Raw genomic sequence first — 25,061 nt, 5'->3', positions numbered from 1 at the left:
CGTTCCTTAACGAATAATGTAGATGGTCGCGAAAAGGCCGATCCAGACGACGTCGACGAAGTGCCAGTAGTAGGACACGACGATCGCGCTGGTGGCCTGCTCATGCGTGAAGCGCTTCGCGGCGTACGTGCGTCCCAGCATGAACAGGAACGCGATCAGGCCACCCGTCACGTGTAGGCCGTGGAAGCCCGTCGTCAGGTAGAACACCGAGGTGAAGGCGTTCGCGGACAGGGTCGCGCCCTCTTTCGCCAGCTCGCCGTACTCGTACAGCTGACCGGCGACGAAGACCGCGCCCATCAGGAAGCTGACGAGGTACCAGAAGCGGAGCTTGCCGACCTGTCCCTTCTCCGCGGCCCACACGCCCATCTGGCACGTCACACTCGACAGAACCAGAATGATCGTGTTCGCCGTCGCGAACGGGATGTTCAGGTGAGCGCCTTCGGCCTCCACGCCCTGCATGAGGAGCGCGGGGCCCCACACGAGGCCCTTGCCCTCGCTCACCGACCGGATGGTGAAGTACATCGCGAACAGCGCCGCGAAGAACATGAGCTCGGAGGACAGCCAGACGATCGTACCGACGCTGACCAGATTGGGTCTGCGGTACGGCTGTGCTGTCGTCGTCGAAGTTATTGCGGATGCTGTCGCCACGGGCAGCATTATTGCGGCTTCTGTAGCCGGTCCGACGCACGACCCCCCCGTAGCAGCGACAAACATGCCAACAACCCAAGAAAATAGGGACAAAACGACCGCTAGAGGCAGCGGCCTGGGTATGGGGGCCGGGGCACCGGTACGATTCCAGGTGACCATATCGCTTCGACCGATAGTGAGCGCGACCGTGAGCACCGACGACACGATGAGGGTCCTCGTCTACAGCGACGACGCCGCCACCCGTGAAGAGGTACGGCTGGCGATCGGCCGGCGACCCGCCGCCGATGTCCCCTTCGTGGAGATCGTGGAGTGCGCCACCGAGCCCAAGGTGCACCAGTGGCTGGGCTCCGGCGAGATCGACGTGGCCGTCCTCGACGGCGAGACCCAGCCGGCGGGCGGCATGGGCGTCTCGCGCCAGGCCAAGGACGAGGTCTACGACTGCCCTCCCATCTGCCTGATCATCGCCAGGCGCGACGACCGCTGGCTGGCCGACTGGTCCAAGGCCGACGCCGTGGTCCCGCAGCCGCTGGAGCCCATGGTGCTGGCCGAAACCGTCGCCGACCTGATGCGCCGCCGCGCCTCGACCCGACTCAACGCGAAGTAGGTGCCTCCCGTGGATGCCCGGACGACCTGGCCCGCCCTGCTTTCGGCTCTCCTGTCAGGTGAGCATCTGACCGCCGACGAGACGTCCTGGGCGATGCGGGAGATCATGTCCGGCTCCGCGACGTCGGCCCAGATCGCCGGGTTCGCGATCGCGCTGCGGGCCAAGGGCGAGACGGTGGCCGAGGTCGTGGGCCTGGCCCGCACCATGCTGGAGCTGGCCACCCCCCTCCACATCGAGGGCCCGGTCGTCGACGTCGTCGGCACCGGAGGCGACCGCGCCCACACGGTGAACGTCTCCACGATGGCCGCCATCGTGGCCGCCGCCGCGGGCGCCCGCGTGGTCAAGCACGGCAACCGCGCCGCCTCCTCCTCCTGCGGCGCCGCCGACGTCCTGGAGCACCTCGGCATCCACCTCGACCTGACGCCCGAGCAGACGGCCCACGTCGCCCGCGAGGCGGGCATCGCCTTCTGCTTCGCCCCCGTCTACCACCCCGCGCTGCGCTTCGCCGGGCCGCCGCGTAAGGAGATCGGCGTCCCGACGGTCTTCAACTTCCTCGGCCCGCTCACCAACCCGGCCCGCCCCGCGGCCCAGGCCATCGGCGTCTTCGACAAGCGCATGCTGCCGGTCCTCGCGGGCGTCTTCGCCGAGCGCGGCGTCTCCGCCCTGGTCTTCCGCGGCGACGACGGCCTCGACGAGCTGACGATCGCGACGACCTCCACGGTCTGGATCGTCAAGGACGGTGCCGCCACCCAGACCGTCTTCGACCCCGCCGTCCTGGGCATCCCCCGGGCCGACGCGGACGCCCTCAGGGGCGGCGACGTCGGCTTCAACGCCCAGGCGGTCCACGACCTCCTGCGCGGCAAGACAGGCCCGGTGCGCGACGCCGTGCTCCTCAACGCGGCGGCGGCCCTGGTGGCGCTGGACGGGCCCGGCGACGACCTCGACGCGGCCATGATCGACGCCTACGCCCGCGCCGCCCAGGCCGTCGACTCCGGCAACGGCTCGGCCACCCTGGACCGCTGGATAGCGACCAGCCGCTCCCTCCGCCCCGCCTGACACGCCGACTCGCTCAGGAGACCGCTGACACGTCGGCTCCCTCAACAGGCTACTGGCGACGTCGGCCCGCTCAGCAGGCCGCCACGAGGGCGTACGGGAGCCGTCAGTGGATGTGCATCGTCGGTGCCGCCTTGAGCGAGCTCCACTTGAGCCATTCCTTCCAGCTCTCCTGCCAGTGCCCCCACCCGTTGGTCGGCTCCAGCGGACGGGGTGTGCCCGTGATGATGATCGGGTCCCCGATCAACGTGTTCTTGATGAACCAGGCCGCGTTCTCCGGGCTGACGTTCACGCAGCCGTGACTCACGTTCGAGTAGCCCTGCGAGCCGACCGACCACGGCGCGCTGTGAATGTACTCGCCGCTGTTCGAGATGCGTACGGTGTTGTAGACGGTCAGCTGGTAGTAGCCCGCCGACCCGGGCCCGATGCCGGGTGAGGTCATGACGGTCACCGGCTCCCTGGACATGGCCAGGTGGACGCCGGAGGTCGTGTAGTACTTCCAGGCCCCGCCCTGGCCGGCGCTCATCGGCATGGTACGGATCTTCTTGCCGTCGCGGCGGACCGTCAGCACGTGGACGTTGGTGCTGCCCTTGGTGATCTGCTCACGGCCGATCCTGAAGTTGAAGGCGAAGTCGCGCTTGCCGTACACGCCTTCGGCGCCCCGTACCCCGGCCAGGTGGGCTTCCAGGCGGACGTTGGTGTGGGCGGGCCAGTACTTCACCGGCCGGAAGTCCACGTGCCGGTCGTCGAACCAGTGCCAGGCGCCCTCGACCGGCTTCGAGCTGCGGATGGTGAGGTTGCGCTCGACCGCCACCCGGTCGGTGATCGGCCGGTCGAACGTGATCATGACCGGCATGCCGACGCCGACCGTCAGGCCGGTGTCGTACCTGTTGGGCGTCACCGTCTCGAGGTCGAAGAACTTGTCCGCCTTGACCGTCGAGAACGTGCTGGTGGTCTCGGCCGTCCTGCCGTCGGCGCCGGCGGCGAGCGTGGTGACCGTGTACGTGGTGCCCGGCTTGGCGATCCGGGTGCTGCGCCAGCTGGTGCCGTCGGCGCTGAGCACGCCCGGCAACTGGCCCGCCTTGCCGCCCTGGATGCGGACGCTCTTGAGCGTGCCGGACTGGGCGGCGACGACTACGGTGTGGTCTGTAGGGATATTTTCGGATTTGTTGAGCGGGTTCACCACCACCGTGGCCCCCGCGGCCGGCGTCCCCGCCCCGGCCACGGCCGGGCTGCCGACCGCCCCCGCAGTCGCACCCCCGGTGGCGCCCACCGGGCCGGCGGTTCCGGTAGTGCCGGTCTCGGACCCCGAGCACGACGCCAGCAGAGCCAGGGCCAGCAGTCCGGCCGATCCATGAGCCAAGCGCCCCACGTGCACTCCCCCGTCCGAGATCGCTCCATTCCCCTCACTTATTACCCTGAGTGATTGATTCGTCACATCCGCCCCCCGACAAAGAACAGCAAAAAGCGGGCGCCCCCTCCCAGAAGAGGACACCCGCCGCAAGCCTCGCTGTCAGTGCGAGAAGTTACCCCGGTAGTACTGGAACACGAATCCGATCATGGCCATGAGGATCAGGAAAACGCCGATCAGGAACATCCAGAACCCGATCACGAACCCGGCGAACGCGAACGCCGCCGCCAGGCACAGGAACAGCGGCCACCAGCTGCTCGGGCTGAAGAAGCCGATCTCACCGGCGCCGTCGCTGATCTCGGCCTGCTTGTTGTCCTCCGGCTGGGCGCCGATGCGCCGCGCTGTGAACATCAGGTAGTAGCCGATCATGAACGCGAAGCCGACCGAGATGGCCATGGCCGTGGTGCCGACCGGCTCTCCGTGACCCGACTCCGCCTTGGTCCAGAACCAGTACGCGATGTCGACACCGGCGAAGAACAGGCCGCACAGCAGGAACAGCCAACCCTGAACCTTCATCAGGCCTCGACCTCCTGGGGCCTCTTGGCGGACACGTGCGGGTAGTGCAGGTCGAACGCGGGACGCTCGGACCGGATCCGCGGCAGCGAGGTGAAGTTGTGCCGCGGCGGCGGGCAGGAGGTCGCCCATTCGAGCGAGTTACCGTAGCCCCACGGGTCGTCGACCGTGACCTTCTGCCCGGTGCGCGCGGTCTTCCAGACGTTGTAGAAGAACGGCAGCACCGACAGGCCGAGCACGAACGCGCCGACCGACGAGATCAGGTTCAGGTCGGTGAAGCCGTCGGCGGCGCTGTAGTCGGCATAGCGGCGTGGGAACCCGATGACGCCGAGCCAGTGCTGGATCAGGAACGTGGTGTGGAAGCCGATGAACAGCAACCAGAACTGCACCTTGCCCAGCTTGTCGTCGAGCATCTTGCCGGTGAACTTGGGCCACCAGAAGTAGAAGCCCGCGAACATCGCGAACACCACGGTGCCGAAGACCACGTAGTGGAAGTGGGCCACGACGAAGTAGGTGTCGCTGATCTGGAAGTCGAGCGGCGGCGAGGCCAGGATGACACCGGTCAGGCCACCCAGCAGGAAGGTGATCAGGAAGCCGATCGAGAACAGCATCGGCGACTCGAACGAGAGATGCCCTCGCCACATCGTGCCGATCCAGTTGAAGAACTTCACGCCCGTCGGCACCGCGATGAGGAACGTCATGAACGAGAAGAACGGCAGCAACACCTGCCCGGTCGGGAACATGTGGTGCGCCCAGACCGTGATCGACAGGCCGGCGATCGAGATCGTCGCGGCCACGAGGCTGATGTAGCCGAAGACCGGCTTGCGGCTGAAGACCGGGAAGATCTCACTCACGATGCCGAAGAACGGCAGCGCGATGATGTAGACCTCCGGATGGCCGAAGAACCAGAACAGGTGCTGCCACAGCAGCGCCCCTCCGTTGGCCGCGTCGAAGACGTGGGTGCCGAGCTTGCGGTCGGCCTCCAGAGCCAGCAGCGCGGCGGCCAGCACCGGGAAGGCCATCAGCACGAGCATGCTGGTCAGCAGGATGTTCCAGGTGAAGATCGGCATCCGGAACATCGTCATGCCCGGCGCGCGCATGGTGATGATCGTGGTGATGAAGTTCACCGAGCCGAGGATCGTGCCCAGGCCCGACAGCGCCAGACCCATGATCCACAGGTCACCGCCCATGCCCGGCGAGCTGATCGCGGTCGACAGCGGCGTGTAGGCGAACCAGCCGAAGGAGGCGGCGCCGTTGGGGGTGAAGAAGCCCGACACCGCGATGATGCTGCCGAACAGGTAGAGCCAGTAGCTCACCATGTTCAGTCGCGGGAAGGCCACGTCGGGGGCGCCGATCTGCAGCGGCATCAGCTCGTTGGCGAAGCCGGCGAACAGCGGTGTCGCGAACATCAGCAGCATGATCGTGCCGTGCATGGTGAACAGCTGGTTGAACTGCTCGTTGCTGGTGAACTGCAGCTCCGGCTGCGCCAGCTCGGCCCGCATGATCAGCGCCATGATGCCGCCGATCAGGAAGAAGGCGAACGACGTGATCAGATAGAGGTGACCGATGATCTTGTGATCGGTGCTGGACATCCACTTCACGATCACCTGGCCCTTGGTAACGGGCCGGGCGGTCGTCGGGAGTGGCTCTTGGATGGCGGTCACTGGGCACTCCCAGCCTGGGTCGCGATGTACTGGTCCCACTCAGCCTGCTTGACGAGCTTCACCGAGAAGAGCATGCGGCTGTGGTCGACGCCGCACAGCTCGGCGCAGCGACCCGCGAAGACCTTCGGGTCGTCGAGCGTGAGCGTCTTGATCTCGAAGAAGCGGCCCTTGTTGTCCTTGGCCAGGCCGGGGATGACGTCACGCTTGAACAGGAACGCCGGCACCCAGAAGGAGTGGATGACGTCGGGTGACTCCAGCTCGAACTCCACCGTCTTGCCCATCGGCAGCACGAGCTGCGGGCCCGACTTGTAGTCGCTCACGGGCTGGCCCACGACCGGCTTCAACGTCTTGCCGTTGACCGTCGTGGTGAACCGCCAGCTCCACTGGAACGCCTCCACCTTGACCTTGACATCAGGGTGGCCGGAGAGCACCTGCAGATCCCGGCTGTCGCGCGCGGTGAAGAAGAAGAACACCGAAACCATGACCAGCGGGATCAAGGTGTAGAGCATCTCGATCGGCAGGTTGTAACGGACCTGCGGCGGGAGCTCGGCCTTGGCCTTGCGCTTCACATGGAACACACACGCCCAGATGATCAGGACGATGACCACGGCGCCCGTGGCGAGTGCGGCGACCCAGGCCCCGTTCCAAAGATTCTGGACGATGTCGCCCTGGCTGGTGATGTGCTCGGGAAGCAGTCCCTTGGACCAATCGGCCTTGGGAATGTCATTAGCACATGCCGTAGCGGAGGCCAGCAGCAACGCCAAAGCGGCGGCTCGCGGCACTCTGCGCCGGGCCAACGAACGCCGTGTCGAACGGCGGGTCGGACTCACGGATCGCCTACCCCACAGATGAAGCCCAGGAGTCCTCCTGGGCGCTCGTATGTCTAAAAGCACAGCTGATTGGAGACACATTAGCGTGCAAGAGCCCCGCCCTCCTGCGCGCCCCCTCAATGGTGGACCGCAAGTGGGACGATGGGTCTCGTGGCGTACTTTGACGCGGCCTCGACCGAGCCGCTCCACCCCCAGGCCCGCGAAGCGCTCCTGGCGGCGATCGATGTCGGCTGGGCCGACCCCGCGAGGTTGTACGGCCAGGCCCGCCGTGCGCACCTGCTGCTGGAGCAGGCCCGTACGGAGGTGGCCGAGGCGCTCGGCGCGCGTCCCGACGAGGTGTCGTTCACCTCTTCGGGCACGCAGGCGGTGCATCTCGGCGTGCTCGGCACCCTACACGGCAGGCGGCGGGCCGGACGGCACCTGGTGACCGGCGCGGTCGAGCACTCCAGCGTGCTGCACGCCGCCAGCCTGCACGAACGCGGCGGCGGTACGGTGGAGATCGTGGGGGTGGATCTACGCGGACGCGTCGACCCGGCCGCCTTCAAGGCCGCCGTGTCCAGGCCCGACACGGGCCTGGCCTGCCTGCAGACGGCCAACCACGAGGTCGGCACACTCCAGCCGGTGGACGAGGTGGCCGCCGCCTGCCAGGAGCACGGCGTCCCGCTGCTGGTCGACGCCGCCCAGACGGCCGGGCGGCTGCCGATCCCGCAGGGCTGGTCGGTCCTGACCGCGAGCGCCCACAAGTGGGGCGGCCCCGCCGGGGTGGGTGTGCTGGCGGTGCGCAAGGGCACGCGGTTCCGGTCGTTCCTGCCGGAGGACGAGCGCGAAAAGCGCCGGGTCCCCGGGTTCGAGAACGTGCCGGCCATCGTCGCCGCCGCGGCCGCCCTGCGCGCGATGACCGCCGAGGCGGTGCGGGAACGTTCCCGCCTGTCCGCGCTCGTCGACAAGATCCGGCGGACCGTGCCGGAGATCGTGCCCGACGTGGAGGTGATCGGCGATCCCGTCGAGCGGGCGCCTCACATCGTGACCTTCTCCTGTCTCTACGTCGACGGCGAGGTGCTGCTCACCGAGCTGGACAAAGCCGGATTCGCGGTATCGTCCGGGAGTTCATGCACCGCTAGTACGCTTCGTCCATCGCACGTTCTGGAAGCGATGGGCGTGCTCACGCATGGGAATGTCCGGGTGTCACTGCCCAGGGGCGCTTCCGCGGCCGAGGTCGACAGGTTCCTCGCCGTGCTGCCCGATGTGGTGCACCGAATCCGGCAGGACGCAGGAGTCGCATGACCGAGGTTATTCAGCCGTCATTGACGATCGACGCGCTCGGGAAGAAGTGCCCGATTCCGATCATCATGCTCGCCGAGCAGATCAACTATGTCCCGCTCAACGCCGTGATCGCCGTCCTGGCCGACGATCCGGCCGCGTTCACGGACGTCCCGGCGTGGTGCCGCCTGAAGTCCCACCGCCACGTGGGCTCCTACGAACTGCCGCAGGGCGGCTGGTCCATTCACGTACGCCGCAATTACTGACATCTGGTACGTACGGCATAAACGGCGTAAACCATCCCAAACGGGTAATAACCCCTCGGAGCCCTATCACCGACCTCCGGGGGGAAGAGACATGACGGATGGACACCCGCACGAGACCGCCCGCGACGTGATGAGCGAGGGCGTGGAGTGCATCCCCGCGCACGAGACGCTCGACCGGGCCGCGCAGATGATGCGCGACAACCAGGTGGGAGCGCTGCCGGTCTGCGTCGACGACCGCGTGACCGGGATCATCACCGACCGCGACATCGTGGTCAAGTGCGTGGCCGAAGGACGTGACCCGGCCTACATGCGGGCGGGCGACCTGGTGGTCGGGCTGGTCTGGGTGCCGGTCGACGCCACGGTCGAGGAGGCGCTCCAGCTCATGGAGCAGCACCAGATCAAGCGGCTGCCAGTGATGGAGGACATGCGGATCGTGGGCATGATCTCCGAGGCCGACCTGGCCAAGCACCTGCCCGACGATCTGCTGGCCGAATTCGTGCACCGCGTCTACGCGGGCACCTGACCGTCCGGCCAGGAAGAGCACCGCCCCGCCGCACTGATCGTGCGGCGGGGCGGCTCGCGTTCGGTCGCGGTGGTGCGTGTCAGGCGTGGTGGCAGTGGACGAGGCCCGCGATCTCCTCGGCGGCCCCGGCCCCGTAGGCGGCGCCGAACCGCGCCACGAACGCCTTCTGCCCCAGCTCGTACTCCTGCCCGCCGACCCGCTCCAGCACGTGCGTGGCGGTCAGGTTGCCGAGCTGGCCGCAGCGCTCCAGCGACAGGCCCCAGGCCAGACCGGACAGGAAGCCCGCCCGGAAGGCGTCGCCGACGCCGGTCGGGTCGGCCTTGCCCGCCTCCGGCGCGGGCGCGACCTGGATGGACGGCTCGCCCGCGCGGTCGATGACGGCGCCCTTGGGGCCGAGCGTGGTGATGCGGACGCCCACCCGGTCCAGGACCTCGGCGTCGGACCAGCCGGTCTTCTGCTCGATGAGCCCCTTCTCGTAGTCGTTCGAGAACAGGTAGGCGGCGCCGTCGACCAGGTCGCGGATCTGCTCGTCGGCCATGCGCGCGAGCTGCTGCGAGGGGTCGGCGGCGAACGGGATGCCGCGCTGGCGGCACTCGTCGGTGTGACGCAGCATGGCGTCGGGGTCGTTCGGGCTGATCAGGACCAGGTCGAGCCCGCCCACGCGGTCGGAGACGGGCCGCAGCTCGATGCGCCGCGCCTCTGCCATCGCGCCGGTGTAGAACGAGGCGATCTGGTTGTGGTGCTCGTCCGTGGTGCACAGGAAGCGAGCCGTGTGGTGGTTCTCGGAGACGTGCACGGAGTCGCAGTCCACGCCGTGGCGCTCCAGCCACGAGCGATAGTCGGCGAAGTCCGAGCCGACCGCACCCACGAGGATCGGGGTGAGCCCCAGGCACCCCATGCCGAAGGCGATGTTCGCCGCGCACCCACCGCGGCGGATCTGCAGGTCGTCGACCAAGAAGGAGAGTGACACCCGGTCAAGCTGCTCGGCGATGAGTTGTTCGCCGAAGCTTCCTGGGAAGGTCATCAGATGGTCGGTCGCGATGGAGCCGGTGACGGCGATGCGCACGGGATTCTTCTTCCTCGTTGTCAGCAAGCCAATAAGCCCAAACGAGGATACGCGAGGAAGGACGCGAAGGCCCCGCGCGCACGAATGCGAGCGGGACCTCACCCACTCCGAACTAGTCGAGGACTAGTTGAAGGAGTCGCCACAGGCACAGGAGCCGGTGGCGTTGGGGTTGTCGATGGTGAAGCCCTGCTTCTCGATCGTGTCCACGAAGTCGATGGAGGCGCCCAGCAGGTAGGGGGCGCTCATCCTGTCGGTGACCACGCTGACGTCGCCGAAGTCGGTGACGACGTCGCCGTCCATCGAGCGGTCATCGAAGAAGAGCTGGTAACGGAGACCGGAGCAACCGCCCGGCTGCACGGCCACGCGCAGCTGCAAGCCCTCTTCGCCCTGCTGCTCGAGCAGAGCCTTGACCTTGGCGGCGGCCGCGTCAGTCAGGATCAGGCCCTGCGTCGTGGTCTCGTTGCTCTCAACCGTCATCTGCTGACTCCCTAACCCGGCTGTCTGTTTACGACGTCCTACTAAGACGCTACCAACACATCCCCGGTGCTACACATTCCCTGCCCCCTGGACCCCCGGAATAAGCGCTACGCCCCATATGTCATGATGAGTATCGTCAGTTCGACGATAAGGGGGTATGGCCATGGCCACCCAGACTGGGCTGCCGCTCTTCGTTCTCGGCCGGGACGCCGATCCACACAGCGAGAAGGGGGTCGACTGTCCTGGTGAGCTGCCGCCCGCCTCCGATCCGAACCTGGTGGAGCGGGCGCGCAAGGCGAAGGAGGCGCTCGGTGACCGGTTGTTCGTGCTGGGCCACCATTACCAGCGTGACGAGGTCATCCAGTTCGCCGACGTCACCGGCGACTCCTTCAAACTGGCGCGGCAGGCCGCGGCCAGGCCGGAGGCGGAGTTCATCGTCTTCTGCGGCGTGCACTTCATGGCCGAGTCCGCCGACATCCTGACCGGTGAGACGCAGAAGGTGATCCTGCCCGACCTGGCGGCGGGCTGCTCGATGGCGGACATGGCCACCTTCGACCAGGTCGAGGAGTGCTGGGAGGCCCTGGAGGACGCCGGTCTCGCCGATCGGGTGATTCCCGTCACGTACATGAACTCCAGCGCCGACATCAAGGCGTTCTGCGGCCGGAACGGCGGCGCGGTCTGCACCTCCTCCAACGCCAAGCGGGCTCTGGACTGGGCCTTCGAGCGGGGCGAGAAGGTGCTGTTCCTGCCTGACCAGCATCTCGGCCGCAACACCGCGGTCCTGGAGATGGGCATGTCCCTGGACGACTGCGTCGTCTGGAACCCCCACCGCCCGAACGGCGGCCTCACCCAGGAGCAGCTCGACCGCGCGCGGATGATCCTGTGGAAGGGCCACTGCTCGGTGCACGGCCGTTTCACGGCCGAGTCCGTCGATGACGTACGGCGCCGCATCCCGGGCGTCAACGTGCTGGTCCACCCCGAGTGCCAGCACGAGGTGGTGCTCAAGGCGGACCACGTCGGCTCGACCGAGCACATCATCAAGTTGCTGGAGGCGGCCCCCGCGGGTTCGAGCTGGGCGATCGGCACCGAGCTGAACCTGGTCAAGCGGCTCGCCGTGATGTTCCCCGACAAGAACGTCTCGTTCCTCGACAAGACGGTCTGCTACTGCTCGACCATGAACCGGATCGACCTGCCGCACCTGGTGTGGGCGCTGGAGTCGCTGGCGCTCGGGGAGGTCGTCAACCAGATCACGGTCGACGACGACACCGCCCACTGGGCCAGGGTCGCCCTCGACCGCATGCTGGCCCTCCCTTAGCACCACGGGCTCCGCTAGTCACCGAAGGCGTAGACGACCCGGACACCGATCGACAAGGTCTGGTGTCCGGGGCTGATCGACCCCCTCTCCTCCGCCGCGAGCGTGGCGAACGCCAGCGGCTGCGGCCCGCCCCTCAGCTCCTCGGTCACCGAGACGACCCGGCCCAGCGGGCGCCCGGCCAGTCCGGCGTACTGGGCGGCCTTGGCGGCGGCGTCGCGGAACGCCCGTACCCTCGCCTCCACCAGCACCCCGGCGGGGTCGGACAGCTCGAACGAGACGCCGTTCAGCCGCGCCTCCTCGCCCACCGCGGCCACGGCGTCGATCACCCGGTCGGCCCGCGACAGGTCGCGGACCAGCGCCTCGACGCCCTGCGCGGCCCTGTAGGCAGCCACCTTGGGGTAGACCTCGTACTCGGGGCCGAGGGAAAGCTCGCTGGTGCGCAGGTCCTCAGGGGCGATGTCGGCCCCTATCAGCGCCTCTGTGAGCCGGGCGGCGGCGGCCCGGACGGCCGCGAAGGCTTCGGCGGCCGAGGTCCTGCGTACTTCGACGCCGGTGTTCAGCCGCATGACGTTCGGCGCGGCCGAGACCGCGCCCTCGCCGGCGACGGCGATCTGCTCGTGCTCCGTTTCCACGCGTACCCCCTTGGGTCCGTAGGATCGGCAGGTTCGTCAGGGCGTCCCGCGGCTGTAGCGCAGGCCCATCTTGTCGAACTCGGCCTGCTTCGCCGCGGTGGCCAGCACTCTGCTGACCTGCCCCTTCAGATCGATGACAACCGCCTCGTACCCGGCGCCCTTGGCCCGCCACACGGCCAGGTGCTGGTCATCCCACCAGCCGATGAGCCGGTTGGAGGCGAAGGGGATGGTGACGGGCGTGCCGCCGCCCGTCGTGGACCTGGCGCAGAGGGTGTCACCCGCCGTGCCGCAGTGCGACAGGAACAGCCCGCCCGACGGGGAGACGTCGTCGCCCTCCACCCAGACGGGCGAGCCCGCGCCGGTCAGTGTGCGCAGCGCGTTGCCGTCCAGGTCGTAGAACTTCATCCGGCCGCCCACCCACGTGCCGACGGCCTGCCCGTCGGCGTCCCAGAAGAAGCGCCACTCGCCCGCGCCCTTCTCCTTGATCTCGTAGACCTTGCCGGTGCCCTTCTCGACGTCGATGACGCCGTAGCCGTACTCGACGCTCTTGCCGCCCGCGTCCTTGAAGAGCGTCACCAGGCCGAGCTTGCCGTCCGGCGACCAGCGCGGCGTCGTCGGGAACACCGGCTTGACGCTGAGCTTCACCGTGCGCCTGGCGCCGGTCCGGTGGTCGATGATCGACACGAGGCCGTAGCCGTCGGTGCTGTAGTCGACGTCGGTGGCCAGCGCGCGGGTGCCGTCGGCGGCCAGCGCGTACTCGAAGTAGCGGCTGTTGAGCGTGAAGTCGTCGGACGCGGCCCGCCTGACGTAGACGCGCTTGCCGCTGTCCAGGCTGTAGGCGGCCAGTTTGATCGGGTCGGAGCCGTTCTCGCGGATCTCGACCGAGCTGCCGGGCAGCGCGATCGTCCGGGTGGTCTGGTTCGCGCTGGACGTGGGGGTGGGCGTCGGGGTCGGGCTTGGTGTCGGCGTCGCCAAGTTATCCGTTTTGTTCGTGTTGTCGGGCGTCGGCGAGGACGTGATGCCCGGGTCGGGCAGGGACGCGAGCCGTACCACGACGATGGTGCCGACCGTGGCCAGCACGAGCGTGCAGGCGACCGCCGTGGCGACGATCCACCCGGTGCCCCGCCGGCCGCCTGTCCGGGTGGGCGGCAGGGGCAGGGGGAGTTGCTGCTGGTAGAACGGGGGCGGAGGAGGCTGCTGGTACGAAGGTGCGGCGCCGTACCGAGGCACCGAGCCCATCCCCGGCGGCACGGGATTCCTCGGCGGCACGGGCCCCGAGATCACCGGCGGGACCGGACCCGAGGCGGCCACGGCCGTGCCCTGGCGCAGGAGGCCGGGCGAGGCGCCGCCGGGCCCGTGGCCGAGCAGCCGCATCAGCGCCTCACTCGCCGTCGGCCGCCGCGCGGGATCCTTGGCCAGGCAGTCCATCACCAGCGAGCGCAGCGCCGGATCCTCGATCGGCGTCACGTCGGCATCGGTGTGGATGATCCGATTGACCACCGCGGCCAGACTGTCCTGCCCGAACGGCGGCTGCCCCGAAGCGGCGAACAGCAGCGTGCACGCCCACGCGAACATGTCCGACTGAGGCCCGGGAGCCGCGTCCGTGAGCTGTTCGGGCGCCATGAACGACGGCGTCCCGATGGCACTGGCGGTCAACGACGAGGTCAGGTCGAGCGCCCTGGCGATGCCGAAGTCGATCACCCGGGGCCCGTCGGAGGCCAGCACCACGTTCGACGGCTTGAAGTCGCGGTGCACGATGCCCGCCTGGTGGATGGCGACGAGCGCGGTGACCGTACCGATCGCCAGCCGATGCAGCGACGTCCCCGAGCGCGGCCCGTCCGTGCGCACCACGTCGTCGAGCGTCGGCCCGTCGATGTACTCGCTGACGATGTACGGCAGGCGGCCGAACAGCCCCGTCTCGATGACCTGGGCAGTGCAGAAGGGCGCGACCCGCCGCGCCATCGCCACCTCGCGGACGAACCGCTCCGACGCCTCGTGGTCCCCCGCCAGGTCCGCGCGGAGTAACTTCACCGCGACCCGCGCGCCGTTGGCGGCGGTCGCGAGGTAGACGGTCCCCTGCCCGCCCTCGCCCAGCCGCCCCGACAAGGTGTACTCCCCCACCGACGCGGGATCCCCTGGCCGAAGGGCCGCGAGGTCCGGCATTGTGCAACCCCCATATATGGCGTCTTTTCCGCCATTCTGGTGGGTTGCAGCGCTCCTCGTCAGCCCATCAGCGCACGTACCTCCCGAAACACCTCGCCCAGCCACCCGAGGCGCCCAGGCGGGTTGCCGGTCAGCCGGAGGAGCCGGGTGCCCGATCGCGGCGGACGGCGGCGGCGATCGGGGCAGAGGCGGCGAGGTGGATTCGGCGGGCCGAGGCGGTCAGGTGGACGAGGTCGGCGTTCAGTTCGGCGGCCAGCCGCGCCTGGCCGCGCGCTCTCCCGCGCGAGCTGATCACGGTCACGGGCACGTCGGGGAAGGCGTGCCGGGCCCTGACGCGGCGCAGGTCGGCGGCCATGTCGTGCCGGGCGAGCCACTCCCCCGCCGCCGCGGCGAGCACCCGGCCCTTACGGTACGCGCGCCCGTGGTCGGGCAAGCCGTTGACCATCCGATGGACGGCCGGACCCGCCAGCAGGGCGAGCGCGGTCGCCCCCCACGCGCTGCCCAGCGCGGGCAGCCACGGGCCGACCGCCCTGCCGAACGACGAGGCGCGCCGGCGGCGGACGTCGCGGCTCGGGTCCACGAGCACCAGCCGGGACACGTACATCGGATGCAGCCGGACGAACGCCTCCGCGTGCCAGGCGGCCACCGAGTGGGCGACCACGGTGACCTGTTCGGGATGGGCGGGAGCGAGGGCGGCCAGGCGGGCGGCCTCGCCGTACAGGGTGGGCGGGGTCGGCGAGGCGGGGCTGCGGCCGAGACCGGACCGGTCGAAGCGGACCACCCGATGGCTCCGCGCCAGCTCGGCGGCCACCCGATCCCAGTGGAACCACGCACCGCCCAGCCCCGCGCTGATGAGCACCACCGGCCCCTCCCCCTGAACGACCACGTGCGCCCCCGCGCCCCCCACCACCCCGGAAACCAGACCGCCGACCAACCACCCGCCCGAAACCGGGCCGCCGTCGACCGGGTCATCGGCCACCAGCAGCCGGAGTGCGACGTACACCAGCCATATCGCCGTCAGCGTCGCCTGCGCGCGCTGCGCCACCCCCGCCAGGTACCCGCCCGCGATGGCCGTCAGTGTCAGCGCGGTGGCGCCCAGGGCGGCGCCGGTGATGAGCCAGGCGCCGCACGCGTTCCAGCACCGGCTCAGCAGGGCCATCGCGGCCAGTACGGCGAGCGTGGCGAGGACGCCGGTCACGGCGTGGACGTGGTGGGAGAGGGACAGCGGGGTGAGCTCGCAGACCGGATCGCCCAGCGCGGCGCAGTCGAGCGGGAACAGCCCGCCGGCGATCACGAGGACGCCGAACGCCGCCAGCGCGAGCCAGCCGGACCACTCGCGCCGCACCCTGTACGTCACCGCCACGCCGAGCACGATCGCCAGGCCCGACAGCACGTCACTGGTCCTGAACAGGCGCGTCGACGGCTGGTCGCGCGCCGCCAGCTCGCCGACCAGGCCGTCGGTCCTGTCGACCAGCGGGCTGGTGAACTGGCCGGGCATCCACGCGCTGTACAGCACGGCGGCCACGACGAACGCCGTGGCCGCGAGCACCAGCAGTCTTCGCTCCACGCGATCATTAGATCACCCGGTGCGATCAGAGCCCGGGGGCACTCCACACCGGGAACCAGCGGCCGAGATCCTGCTCCAGCGGCAGCTCGCCCTCCAGCGCGCCTCTGGCCTGGAGTTCCAGCGCGTTGTCGCGGTGCTGGCCGGACAGGGGCGCGAACGGGTAGAACGTGCCTCGCTTGTACAGGTAGACGACCGCCAGCCGCCGGCCGTTGGCGTCGGCGAACGACACCAGCGAGCAGAGCAGCGAGGGGCCGAACCCGGCGCCCTCCATCGAGGAGTTGACCGCGTGGAGCTCGGTGACCAGGTCACTGACGTCGTCGGGCGAACGGCGTACCAGGAGCCAGGTGTAGCCGTAACTGTCGGAGGACTTGTCGACGCGGTCGCCGAGCAGGTCGTGCACGTCGCGTTCGAGCGTGGCGAACGCGCCGCCCTCCGCCGCGCGGAAGCACACCGAGCCGAGACCGGTGGGGACGAGACCGGTGGCGGCCTGCAGCGTCACCGCCGCGGACGGCAGCGCGAACAGCGCGTCGAGGTTGGGTTGTACCGGCTTCGACCGGCCTAGCAGGGTGTCGAGCCAGCCCATGCGGTTTTAGCCCCTTCCGAGCTGGGCGGAGATCCTGGCCAGTTGCTCCAGGCGGCGCTCCAGCGGTGGGTGGGTGGAGAACAAGTTGGCGATGGAGGTGCCCTTGGCCAGCGCGGGGGCGAAGTAGAAGGCGTTGAACGGCTCCGCCTCGCGCAGGTCGCGGCTGGGGATCCTGGCCATGTCGCCGGTGACCTTGGTCAGCGCGCTGGCCAGGGCCGACGGCCGCTGGGTGAGCAACGCGCCCGCCCGGTCCGCGGCCAGTTCGCGGTAGCGCGACAGGGCGCGGGTGAGCAGGAAGCTGATCGCGTACACGACGATCGAGACGAGCATGATGATCAGCCCGATCGGCAGGCCGCCGTTGTTGTCGCGGCTGCGGCCCAGGCCGGTGTACAGGGCGAACCTGGTCATCAACCCGGCGACGATGCCGAGGAACGAGGCGATCGTCATGACCGCCACGTCGCGGTGGGCGACGTGCGACAGCTCATGTGCCAGCACGCCCTCCAGCTCCTGGGGCTCCAGGCGGCGCAGGATGCCAGTCGTCACGCAGAGAACCGAATTCTGCTGGTTGCGGCCGGTGGCGAAGGCGTTGGGGACATCGGAATCCGCTATCGCCACCCGGGGCTTGGGCATGTCGGCCATCGCGCACAGCCGGTCGACCATGCCGTGCAGCTCGGGAGCCTCTTGCGGTGAGACCTCGCGGCCGTGCATCGCGAACAGCGCGATGCGATCGGACAGGAAGTACTGCACGAGCAGCAGGCCCCCGGCGAACACCAGCACGACCAGAGCCTGTACGCCGACGGCGATCAGGACGCCCACGAAGGCCACGTAGAGCAGCCCGAGCAGGAACATCGTCACGACCATACGGCTGGTCAGGCCGCGGTCGGGCGCGAACCGCGTGCTGCTCACGGCTAGCCCGGGATGAGACCCTGGTCGCCCAGCATCTCCCGGACCTCCTCGATCGAGGCGTCCGCGGGGGGAAGGATCAGCTCTGACGGCTCAAGGCTGTCGTCGGGAAGCGACTTGCCCACGTGGCGAACCTTGTCGAGCAGGGCGTGCAGCTTGACCCGGAAGCTCGCCTCGTCGCCGGACTCGATGGCCGACTCGAGCTCGGTGTCGAGCTGGTTCAGCACGGAGATGTCCTCGGGCGAGATCTCGACCTGCCCCTCGCCCATGATTCTGACGATCATGCGCCCTCCCCAGGCTGGCGCAACTGCTGCGTCTGCGACTGCGGCTGCTGCTGGGGCGCGGCCTGCTGGCCACCCTGACCCGGCTCGATGGCGCTCTTCGGGGCGGGACCCTGGCCGAGCTCGGCCTTCATCCGGGCCAGCTCCAGCTCCACGTCCATGCCGCCGCCCATGCGGTCGAGCTCGGCCTGGATGTCGTCGGTGCGGGAGCCGCTGTAGTCGTCGAGCGCGCCGCTGGCGAGCAGCTCGTCGATGGCGCCGGCGCGGGCCTGCATCTGCGCGGTCTTGTCCTCGGCCCGCTGGATCGCGAGACCGACGTCGCCCATCTCCTCGGAGATGCCGGAGAAGGCCTCGTTGATGCGCGTCTGCGCCTCGGCCGCGGTATAGGTCGCCTTGATCGTCTCCTTCTTCGTACGGAAGGAGTCGACCTTGGCCTGCAGCCGCTGGGAAGCCGTGGTGAGCTTCTCCTCCTCGGCCTGCAGGTTGTCATGCTGGATCTTCAGGTCGGCCATCTGCCCCTGCAGATTGGACCGGCGCTGGAGGGCCTCGCGGGCCAGGTCCTCGCGCCCGACGGACAGCGCCTTGCGGCCCTGCTCCTCGTAGCGCCTGGCCTGCTGTTCAAGACCGTTGACCTGCAATTCCACCCGCTTGCGCGAAGTGGCGACGTCCGCCACGCCCCGGCGCACCTTCTGCAGCAACTCGAGTTGCCGCTGATAGGAGTAGTCGAGGGTCTCGCGCGGATCCTCCATTTTGTCCAGGGCCTTGTTGGCCTTGGACTTGAAGATCATCGAAAGTCTCTTCATCACGCTCATGCGCGTCGGCCGTCCCCTTCTTAGGTCGTGCTGGTGTTCACCCAGTGCAGCGCAGCCGCCTTGGGATTACCCTACGCATAACGCACGGGGGCGTCACTAAGTTGCCGTCCAGGTAGGGTTGACGTTGTGTTGCGACGCCGTTCCCAAACCTCCGTGGACGACACCCCCGTCCCCATTGACGATCCTAAGCCCCAGGGCAAGGGTCGTCCCACACCCAAGCGCCGGGACGCGGAAGGCAGACGGCGCCAGCCGGTCACCGCGCCCAAGGACCGCAAAGAGGCCTATCGGCAGTCCCGCGCCAAGCAGACGGCCGAGCGCGAGCGGGCCCGAAAGGGCATGCTCGCGGGCGACGAGCGCTATTTCCCGGCCCGTGACAAGGGCCCGGCGCGTAAGTTCGCGCGTGACTGGGTCGACTCGCGGCGGCTGCCGAGCCAGTACTTCCTGCCGTTCTCGCTGCTGATCCTGCTGGCGACCTGGGTCCCGTGGCCGGCCGACATCCGGCCGCTGGTGCTGAGCTACGTGATCACGATCGGCTGGCCGATCATGATGATCGGCGTGCTCTTCACCTCGATCTTCGTGGCCTGGCGGATCAAGAAGCTGGTGGCGGAGAAGTATCCCAAGGAGAGTCTGCGTGGCGTCGGCTTCTACGCCGCGATGCGGGCCCTGCAGATCCGCAGGCTGCGCTTCCCGCCGCCCACGGTGCTGCCGGGTGGCAAGCCGGTGCCGCCGAAGAAGTGACGCCGGCTCAGTCCGCCGGCTCCCAGCGCAGTGTTCCGCGCACCACGCGGGGCCGCGTGCCGTCGACCGTCCCGCCCTGCTCCAGGGCGTCGGCGGTGGCGCGCAGCAGCGCGTCATAGGACGGCAGGTCCGAAGTGCTCAGCATGCCCTCCTGCGCCGCGTCCCACGACAGGGAGCCTGCTTCCGAGTCGATCAGGCCGTAGCCCTCGTCATAGCGGTCCTGGAACGGGATCAGCACGCCGGAGAACTCCGGCCCGGGGTCGAGCTCCAGATTGGTGGGGTCCTCCCGGCACATCAGCCGCCAGGCGTCGCGGATCTGCCTGGTCGAGAGCTGCGCTCCATACCCGAGGCCGAAGCCCTTCGCGCCGTTGTGACGCAGCAGCGAGGCGCGCAGGCTGTCGGGGAAGTCGATCCCCATCTGCGACTCGGCGACGGCGATCGTCCTGGCCCGGCCCGGACGGCCCAGCGTCGCGTACGTCCTGGGCGCCTTGGCCTTCAGCCACCGTTCGATGCGCCGCCACTGCCGGTCGACCGCGCGTCTCACCTTCGGGTCCAGCGGCCGGACGGTGACCGGGCGCAGCACGGGGCTGCAGTAAGGGTCGGGGAACACCGGCTTCGGCAGCCGTGAGGTCAGAGCGTCGGCCGCGAAGGACGCGACTCTGCCCGACTCGCTCACCTGCTTGAGGGCCCGATTCACGTACGGGGCCTTCTCGCTTTCCGAGATCGGCATGCCCATGAAGGCGAACACCCCGAAGACGACCGCGGTCAGCGCGCCCCACCCGAACAGCACCGCCATCGGCCGGGACCTCCCGCGCCCCGCGTAACGGGCCAGATCCGCCCTGGTCGGGCGGCCCAGGATCGGCTCGGGGCCCGCCGGCCCCGGCTCCGGCTCCGTCCTGCGGGCCCGGCGGCGCACCCGCACCGCGATCGCGGTCAGGATGGCCGCGGTCAGCGCCAACCGTACGAGCTTCAGCACGTCGCGCACCCTATCCCGAAATAGATCACCCCATGAGAGCGCCTAAGGTCGGATCTATGGAATTCCGTACCCTTGGTCGCAGCGGTCTCAAAGTCAGCGAGATCAGCTACGGCAACTGGCTCACCCATGGCTCCCAGGTCGAGGAGGACGCCGCCAAGCAGTGCGTGCAGGCGGCGCTCGACGAGGGCATCACCACGTTCGACACTGCCGATGTCTATGCCGGCACCAAGGCCGAAGCGGTGCTCGGCAGGGCTCTGAAGGGCGTACGCAGGGAGTCGCTGGAGATCTTCACCAAGGTCTACTGGCCGACCGGCCCCGGAGTGAACGACCGCGGCCTGTCCCGCAAGCACATCACCGAGTCCATCCACGGGTCGCTGCGCCGTCTGCAGACCGACTACGTCGATCTGTACCAGGCGCACCGCTTCGACTACGAGACGCCGCTGGAGGAGACGCTCAAGACCTTCGACGATCTCGTACGGCAGGGCAAGGTCCTCTACCTCGGTGTCAGCGAGTGGACGGCGGACCAGATCGCCCAGGCGCTGAAGATCGCCGACGACATGGGCTTCGACCGGATCGTGTCGAACCAGCCCCAGTACTCGGCGCTCTGGCGCGTCATCGAGCCGGAGATCGTGCCGCTCAGCGAGCGCGAGGGCGTCAGCCAGATCGTCTGGTCGCCCATCGCGCAGGGCGTACTGACCGGCAAGTACCTGCCCGGCCAGGCCCCGCCGGAGGGCTCCAGGGCGACCGACGCGAGCGGCGGCGCCGACATGATCTCCCGCTTCATGAACGACGACGTGCTCGGCCGCGTACAGGAGCTCAAGCCGATCGCCGCCGACCTGGGCCTCACCATGGCGCAGCTGGCGGTCGCCTGGGTGCTGCAGAACCCGAACGTCGCCAGCGCCATCGTCGGCGCCTCCCGCCCCGAGCAGGTGCGCGACAACGTCAAGGCGGTCGGCGTCAAGCTCGACTCCGGCGTACTGGAGCGGATCGACACCGTTCTCGGCCCGGTGATCGAGCGTGACCCCACCAAGACGGCCAGCCCGCCGAAGCGCCCATAACATCCCGGGCAGTAAAAACCCCTTGAGCGACAATGACGCTCAAGGGGTTTTTCCTTTCTCCTGGATTCACTCCGGACGCAATGACAATCCCGTGTATTCGACCCGGTCCTCGTCGAGCAGCGCCACCTGCTCGACGCCGGATTCCAGCAGCTCACCCCAGTTCTCGCCAAGCCAGGACTCCGCGTCCGCCTGGCTCGGAAAAACTTCTCGCGGCAAAGGGCGATCCGTCACCTCACCACCATTTGCATTTTCATAACGCCACCGCCATGTCATGCCATACGCTCCTTTTCCGCGGGTTCGCCGACGCACCCTCCGACGGCACTGGAACCCTACTCCCGAGCTTGGAGGTCAATCGATGCCGCGCGCATGTCGTGTGGCGACGGGAGCCGCCCTCTGAGGGGCTGACGAAGTGCGTGACGGGCGCGGAGACCGCCTCCACGGCCCGACTACTGGAGTTGGCCGCCCAGGCTCGCGTGAACGCTCAGGGGGACGTGGTGGCGATCAACGGCTACCTGTCCACCACCGCACCCCGTCCCGTCAAGGCCCTCTAGCCCCAAGATCCCCGCCCAGAGGCCCTCAGGCCGCTGAGAGCCGCAGTTCAGGCTTCGGCCCCGGCCTCCCAACCCCAAAGGCCCTCAACCCACCGAGAGCCGCAGTTCAGGCTTCCGCCCCGGCCTCCCAACCCCAAAGGCCCTCAACCCACCGAGAGCCGCAGTTCAGGCTGCGAGCCGGAGGGGCCGGGGTCTATGAGGTTTGTACGCTCAGCCCAGTGAAACTCTTTCTCGCCGGTACAGCAGCCGGCACCGGCTGGCCGGAGCCGGGCTGCCCGTGCGCCTCGTGCGCCGGTCTCCCCTCCGGCCACCGCCGGCCGTTCGAGCTCGTGGTCGACGGTGTGGTGCGCTTCCCGTTCGACGACGTGCCGCGCGGCTACCGGATCCTCGCCAACGGTCACGGTCTGGAGGGTCCCGACGGCACCCGCCTGCTGTACGCGCCCCAGGACACCACGGCGACCCCGGAGGCCCCGTACGACGTCGTGCTGGTCGATCCGCTCGATCGGCCCGAGCGGATCGGGCTCCTCCGGCGGGCGGGGCTGGTGGCCGACCGTACCCAGGTGGTGGCCGTCGGGCTGGACCACCGGGTCAGGTCCGAGGAGGAGCTGTCACGACGGCTCGCCTTGTGGCGCGTGCGGGCCGTACCGGAGGGAACGACGCTCGACACGTCCCTCCCCGCGTCCCCCGCTCCTGAACAGCCGAGGCGGGCCCTGTTGCTGGGCGGTTCCCGGTCGGGCAAGTCGGCCGAGGCCGAGCTGCGGCTGGCCGCCGACCCGTACGTCACCTATGTCGCCACCGGCTCGCGTGGTGAAGGCGACGGCGAGTGGGCGGCGCGGGTACGGGCCCACCGGGAGCGGCGGCCCGCCCACTGGGCGACGGTGGAGACCACCGACCTGGCGGGGACGATCCGCGCGGCCACGACGCCGCTGCTGGTCGACGGGCTGGGTACGTGGCTGGCGGCGGTGTTCGACGAGCACGGCGCCTGGGACGGCGACCGGGCGCCGGTGGCCGGGCGCTGTGATGAGCTGGTGGCGGCGTGGCGGGGTACGAGCCGGCGCATCGTGGCCGTGTCGGACGAGGTAGGTATGGGTGTGGTGCCCGCGACGGCCAGCGGGCGGGCGTTCAGGGACGCGCTGGGGCGTCTCAACGAACGCCTCGCCGCCGAGTCCGAAGACGTCGCCCTCGTCATCGCCGGACGCCTCCTGCGCCTGTGACACACGGGGCACGCGCGTCTCGCCGGCCCTAGTGGCGGATGGCTCTGGCGTACCAGCGGCCGTCCATGCGGTCGACGTGCAGGGGGCGGCCGAAGCAGTCGGACAGGTTCGTCGGTGTGAGGACGTCCGTGACCGGGCCGGCCGCCAGGACGCGTGCTTCACGCATGAGCATGGCGTGCGTGGTCGTGGCGGGTACCTCCTCCAGGCGGTGGGTCACCGTCACCGTGGTGAGCACCGGCCTGGTCATCGCCAGGTCCTCCACCGTCTCGATGAGGTCCTCACGGGCCGGCAGGTCGAGGCCGGCGAACGGCTCGTCGAGCAGCAGCACCGCCGGGTCCGACATGAGCGACCTGGCCACCCTGATCCTGGCCCGCTCGCCCTGGGAGCACACCCGGAACAGGCGTTCGGCCAGGTCCTTGCAGCCCACGTCCCCCAGCAGCCGCAGCGCGCGGTCCCGCTCGGCCTCGCCGTACCGGTCCCAGAGGGGGGCGCTCGTGCCCGTGTGGCCGGTGAGCACCACGGTGAGGGCGGTGGCGCCTTCCTCCTCCAGGAGTTCCTCGTCGATCAGCCGCTGGCTGGAGGCCACCAGGCCGATGTGGCGCCGCAGCGAACGCACGTCGACCCGGCCGAGCCGGTGGCCGAGGATGCTGGCCGTACCCTCTGTCGGGTGCCGTATCGCGGCGGCCAGCGAGAGCAGCGTCGTCTTGCCGGCACCGTTGGGCCCGAGCACGGCCCAGTGCTCGCCGTACTCCACTCGCCAGTCGACCGCACTCAGCAGCGACTTGCCGGCGACCCGGACTCCTACGCCTTCGAGTTCAACAACGTGCATCCGGCCACCCTAGTGGCCGCCCCCGACCGCGATCAGCGCCCGCTGGTGGGGGGCGGTATTTCTCCTTTTTACGACCAGCCCGGTGAGCCCCACCCGCCATACGAGGCCGGCGTCTGTCCAGGGGCACGCTCCTGCGGTTCACGGGGCCGGGCCCCGTAACGTGCGTCTTCTTGGCCCCGGTCCGTGGACGGGCCGACAACCGTGGGAGGAACTGGAGTGTTGGACGGGACGCGGTTCGCGATCGGAACGCTGAGTGTCTTCCCGGTCCGGGTGACACGCGTCGATCGTGGGGTCGCGGGGCGGGCGATGGTGCTGGCTCCGGTCCTTGGGCTGGTGCTGGGTCTGGTGAGCTGTTGGCCGTTGCTGCTGCCCGGGCCGCCGTTGCTGGGTGCGGCGCTCGCGGTCGGGCTGTTGGCCGTGCTGACGCGGGGGCTGCATCTGGACGGGCTGGCGGATCTCGCGGACGGGCTGGGCAGTGGTAAGCCTGCTTCTCAGGCGCTCGACATCATGAAAAAGTCGGATATTGGGCCGTTTGGCGTGATGACGCTGGTGCTGGTGCTGGTCATCCAGGTGGCCGCGTTGTCCGGGCTCGGGCCGGCCGCCCTGGTAGCCGCCTGCGTGACCGGCCGGTTGGCGCTCACCTGGGCCTGCCGGTCAGTCGTCCCCGCCGCCCGTCCCGACGGGCTCGGGGCGCTGGTCGCGGGCACGGTACGGCCAGGCGCCGCCTGGGGGGCCACCGCCACGGCCCTGGCGGCTGCCGCGGCCCTCGGCTCGATGGCCGACCACGGAATCGGTTTGATGGGGCTCGGCTCGGCGGCCGGCCACGGACTCGGCCTGGTGGCCGGTGACGAGCTCGGCTCGGTGGCGGGACACCGGATGGTCTACGTGCTCCCTCTCGGCGTGGTCGCCGGGCTCGGGGCGGCGCTGCTCCTGCTCCGCCATGCCAGACGGCGCCTGGGCGGCGTCACCGGTGACGTGCTGGGCGCGCTGGTCGAGACCGCCACGGCCGCCACGCTCACCGTCTGCGCCCTGTTCGCCTGACCGCCACCGCCTGTCGCACGACCAGGAACCGGCCGCGCCGTACGACCAAGTTCCTCCAGCATCGTGATGAGGTCTTCGCGGCG

The 25,061-nt window shown here is 69.3% G+C and carries 28 protein-coding genes; 11 read left to right on the top strand and 17 right to left on the bottom strand.

The window, feature by feature from the left end:
- Window positions 1-6: 6 nt before the first annotated feature.
- Window positions 7-657 (bottom strand): heme-copper oxidase subunit III, encoded by a 651-nt coding sequence (locus AB0F17_RS45055; protein WP_358036359.1) that lies wholly within the window; start codon window positions 655-657, stop codon window positions 7-9.
- A 196-nt stretch (window positions 658-853) separates the two neighbouring features.
- On the opposite strand from AB0F17_RS45055, the gene AB0F17_RS45050 reads away from it, so the two are divergent.
- Window positions 854-1,252: a hypothetical protein gene (locus AB0F17_RS45050; RefSeq protein ID WP_358036460.1), complete on the top strand. Its 399-nt coding sequence runs from the start codon at window positions 854-856 to the stop codon at window positions 1,250-1,252.
- Window positions 1,253-1,261: 9 nt separating this feature from the next.
- The gene (gene trpD / locus AB0F17_RS45045) at window positions 1,262-2,308 is read left to right on the top strand and encodes an anthranilate phosphoribosyltransferase (protein WP_358036357.1); all 1,047 of its coding nucleotides are present in this window, start codon (window positions 1,262-1,264) and stop codon (window positions 2,306-2,308) included.
- A 103-nt stretch (window positions 2,309-2,411) separates the two neighbouring features.
- Here trpD and AB0F17_RS45040 read toward each other — a convergent pair whose 3' ends face one another.
- From AB0F17_RS45040 to AB0F17_RS45025, 4 genes are all read right to left on the bottom strand, one after another.
- Window positions 2,412-3,677, bottom strand: a complete 1,266-nt coding sequence (locus tag AB0F17_RS45040) for an Ig-like domain-containing protein (RefSeq protein ID WP_358036355.1) — start codon at window positions 3,675-3,677, stop codon at window positions 2,412-2,414.
- A 141-nt stretch (window positions 3,678-3,818) separates the two neighbouring features.
- Window positions 3,819-4,232: a cytochrome c oxidase subunit 4 gene (locus AB0F17_RS45035; protein ID WP_358036353.1), complete on the bottom strand. Its 414-nt coding sequence runs from the start codon at window positions 4,230-4,232 to the stop codon at window positions 3,819-3,821.
- Window positions 4,232-5,893, bottom strand: a complete 1,662-nt coding sequence (ctaD, locus tag AB0F17_RS45030) for a cytochrome c oxidase subunit I (protein ID WP_358036351.1) — start codon at window positions 5,891-5,893, stop codon at window positions 4,232-4,234. Before ctaD ends, AB0F17_RS45035 begins: the two co-directional genes overlap by 1 nt.
- Window positions 5,890-6,690: a cytochrome c oxidase subunit II gene (locus tag AB0F17_RS45025; RefSeq protein ID WP_358036349.1), complete on the bottom strand. Its 801-nt coding sequence runs from the start codon at window positions 6,688-6,690 to the stop codon at window positions 5,890-5,892. Before AB0F17_RS45025 ends, ctaD begins: the two co-directional genes overlap by 4 nt.
- A gap of 174 nt (window positions 6,691-6,864) precedes the next feature.
- On the opposite strand from AB0F17_RS45025, the gene AB0F17_RS45020 reads away from it, so the two are divergent.
- From AB0F17_RS45020 to AB0F17_RS45010, 3 genes are all read left to right on the top strand, one after another.
- A complete protein-coding gene (locus AB0F17_RS45020; protein ID WP_358036347.1) occupies window positions 6,865-8,007 on the top strand; it encodes a cysteine desulfurase family protein in 1,143 nt (380 codons plus the stop codon).
- Window positions 8,004-8,249 carry a sulfurtransferase TusA family protein gene (locus tag AB0F17_RS45015; RefSeq protein ID WP_214637838.1) on the top strand — a complete coding sequence of 82 codons (246 nt, stop codon included), beginning with the start codon at window positions 8,004-8,006 and terminating at the stop codon, window positions 8,247-8,249. The genes AB0F17_RS45020 and AB0F17_RS45015 overlap by 4 nt, the downstream gene beginning before the upstream one ends.
- 91 nt (window positions 8,250-8,340) lie before the next feature.
- Entirely contained in the window at window positions 8,341-8,772 is a 432-nt protein-coding gene (locus AB0F17_RS45010; RefSeq protein ID WP_358036345.1) for a CBS domain-containing protein, read from the top strand.
- A 79-nt stretch (window positions 8,773-8,851) separates the two neighbouring features.
- Here AB0F17_RS45010 and AB0F17_RS45005 read toward each other — a convergent pair whose 3' ends face one another.
- Window positions 8,852-9,838: a carbohydrate kinase family protein gene (locus AB0F17_RS45005; protein ID WP_358036343.1), complete on the bottom strand. Its 987-nt coding sequence runs from the start codon at window positions 9,836-9,838 to the stop codon at window positions 8,852-8,854.
- Between the two features lie 123 nt (window positions 9,839-9,961).
- A complete protein-coding gene (locus AB0F17_RS45000; protein WP_358036341.1) occupies window positions 9,962-10,315 on the bottom strand; it encodes an iron-sulfur cluster assembly accessory protein in 354 nt (117 codons plus the stop codon).
- A gap of 157 nt (window positions 10,316-10,472) precedes the next feature.
- On the opposite strand from AB0F17_RS45000, the gene nadA reads away from it, so the two are divergent.
- Window positions 10,473-11,630 (top strand): quinolinate synthase NadA, encoded by a 1,158-nt coding sequence (nadA, locus tag AB0F17_RS44995; protein ID WP_358036339.1) that lies wholly within the window; start codon window positions 10,473-10,475, stop codon window positions 11,628-11,630.
- 14 nt (window positions 11,631-11,644) lie between these two features.
- Here nadA and AB0F17_RS44990 read toward each other — a convergent pair whose 3' ends face one another.
- From AB0F17_RS44990 to AB0F17_RS44960, 7 genes are all read right to left on the bottom strand, one after another.
- A complete protein-coding gene (locus AB0F17_RS44990) occupies window positions 11,645-12,262 on the bottom strand; it encodes an SIMPL domain-containing protein (RefSeq protein WP_358036337.1) in 618 nt (205 codons plus the stop codon).
- Between the two features lie 36 nt (window positions 12,263-12,298).
- The gene (locus AB0F17_RS44985) at window positions 12,299-14,425 is read right to left on the bottom strand and encodes a serine/threonine-protein kinase (protein WP_358036335.1); all 2,127 of its coding nucleotides are present in this window, start codon (window positions 14,423-14,425) and stop codon (window positions 12,299-12,301) included.
- A 130-nt stretch (window positions 14,426-14,555) separates the two neighbouring features.
- A complete protein-coding gene (locus AB0F17_RS44980) occupies window positions 14,556-15,992 on the bottom strand; it encodes an alpha/beta fold hydrolase (RefSeq protein WP_358036333.1) in 1,437 nt (478 codons plus the stop codon).
- A 25-nt stretch (window positions 15,993-16,017) separates the two neighbouring features.
- Window positions 16,018-16,575: a hypothetical protein gene (locus AB0F17_RS44975; protein WP_358036331.1), complete on the bottom strand. Its 558-nt coding sequence runs from the start codon at window positions 16,573-16,575 to the stop codon at window positions 16,018-16,020.
- A gap of 6 nt (window positions 16,576-16,581) precedes the next feature.
- Entirely contained in the window at window positions 16,582-17,481 is a 900-nt protein-coding gene (gene htpX, locus AB0F17_RS44970; protein WP_358036329.1) for a zinc metalloprotease HtpX, read from the bottom strand.
- Window positions 17,482-17,483: 2 nt separating this feature from the next.
- A complete protein-coding gene (locus AB0F17_RS44965; RefSeq protein WP_358036327.1) occupies window positions 17,484-17,762 on the bottom strand; it encodes a hypothetical protein in 279 nt (92 codons plus the stop codon).
- Complete coding sequence (locus AB0F17_RS44960) at window positions 17,759-18,571, bottom strand: PspA/IM30 family protein (RefSeq protein ID WP_214637848.1); 813 nt, start codon at window positions 18,569-18,571, stop codon at window positions 17,759-17,761. Before AB0F17_RS44960 ends, AB0F17_RS44965 begins: the two co-directional genes overlap by 4 nt.
- 153 nt (window positions 18,572-18,724) lie before the next feature.
- Between AB0F17_RS44960 and AB0F17_RS44955 the strand changes: the two genes are divergently transcribed.
- Window positions 18,725-19,309 carry a DUF3043 domain-containing protein gene (locus AB0F17_RS44955; protein ID WP_358036325.1) on the top strand — a complete coding sequence of 195 codons (585 nt, stop codon included), beginning with the start codon at window positions 18,725-18,727 and terminating at the stop codon, window positions 19,307-19,309.
- Window positions 19,310-19,316: 7 nt separating this feature from the next.
- On the opposite strand, the gene AB0F17_RS44950 is transcribed toward AB0F17_RS44955, so the two are convergent.
- Entirely contained in the window at window positions 19,317-20,285 is a 969-nt protein-coding gene (locus AB0F17_RS44950) for an SMI1/KNR4 family protein (RefSeq protein ID WP_358036323.1), read from the bottom strand.
- A gap of 56 nt (window positions 20,286-20,341) precedes the next feature.
- On the opposite strand from AB0F17_RS44950, the gene AB0F17_RS44945 reads away from it, so the two are divergent.
- A complete protein-coding gene (locus AB0F17_RS44945; RefSeq protein ID WP_358036321.1) occupies window positions 20,342-21,343 on the top strand; it encodes an aldo/keto reductase family protein in 1,002 nt (333 codons plus the stop codon).
- 66 nt (window positions 21,344-21,409) lie between these two features.
- On the opposite strand, the gene AB0F17_RS44940 is transcribed toward AB0F17_RS44945, so the two are convergent.
- Complete coding sequence (locus AB0F17_RS44940) at window positions 21,410-21,616, bottom strand: hypothetical protein (RefSeq protein WP_214637851.1); 207 nt, start codon at window positions 21,614-21,616, stop codon at window positions 21,410-21,412.
- A gap of 140 nt (window positions 21,617-21,756) precedes the next feature.
- On the opposite strand from AB0F17_RS44940, the gene AB0F17_RS44935 reads away from it, so the two are divergent.
- Both AB0F17_RS44935 and AB0F17_RS44930 read left to right on the top strand, forming a co-directional pair.
- Complete coding sequence (locus AB0F17_RS44935) at window positions 21,757-21,894, top strand: hypothetical protein (protein ID WP_358036319.1); 138 nt, start codon at window positions 21,757-21,759, stop codon at window positions 21,892-21,894.
- A 218-nt stretch (window positions 21,895-22,112) separates the two neighbouring features.
- Window positions 22,113-23,108 carry a bifunctional adenosylcobinamide kinase/adenosylcobinamide-phosphate guanylyltransferase gene (locus tag AB0F17_RS44930; RefSeq protein WP_358036317.1) on the top strand — a complete coding sequence of 332 codons (996 nt, stop codon included), beginning with the start codon at window positions 22,113-22,115 and terminating at the stop codon, window positions 23,106-23,108.
- Between the two features lie 28 nt (window positions 23,109-23,136).
- Here AB0F17_RS44930 and AB0F17_RS44925 read toward each other — a convergent pair whose 3' ends face one another.
- Entirely contained in the window at window positions 23,137-23,937 is an 801-nt protein-coding gene (locus AB0F17_RS44925; protein WP_358036315.1) for an ATP-binding cassette domain-containing protein, read from the bottom strand.
- Window positions 23,938-24,153: 216 nt separating this feature from the next.
- Here AB0F17_RS44925 and AB0F17_RS44920 point away from each other — a divergent pair, with 216 nt between their 5' ends.
- A complete protein-coding gene (locus tag AB0F17_RS44920) occupies window positions 24,154-24,978 on the top strand; it encodes an adenosylcobinamide-GDP ribazoletransferase (protein WP_358036313.1) in 825 nt (274 codons plus the stop codon).
- Window positions 24,979-25,061 lie beyond the last annotated feature (83 nt).

The sequence above is a fragment of the Nonomuraea sp. NPDC026600 genome (assembly GCF_040638335.1).
Classification (GTDB): Bacteria; Actinomycetota; Actinomycetes; order Streptosporangiales; family Streptosporangiaceae; genus Nonomuraea.
The sequence above is the reverse complement of the archived record's forward strand: the minus strand, read 5'-3'. Positions and strand labels throughout refer to the sequence as shown.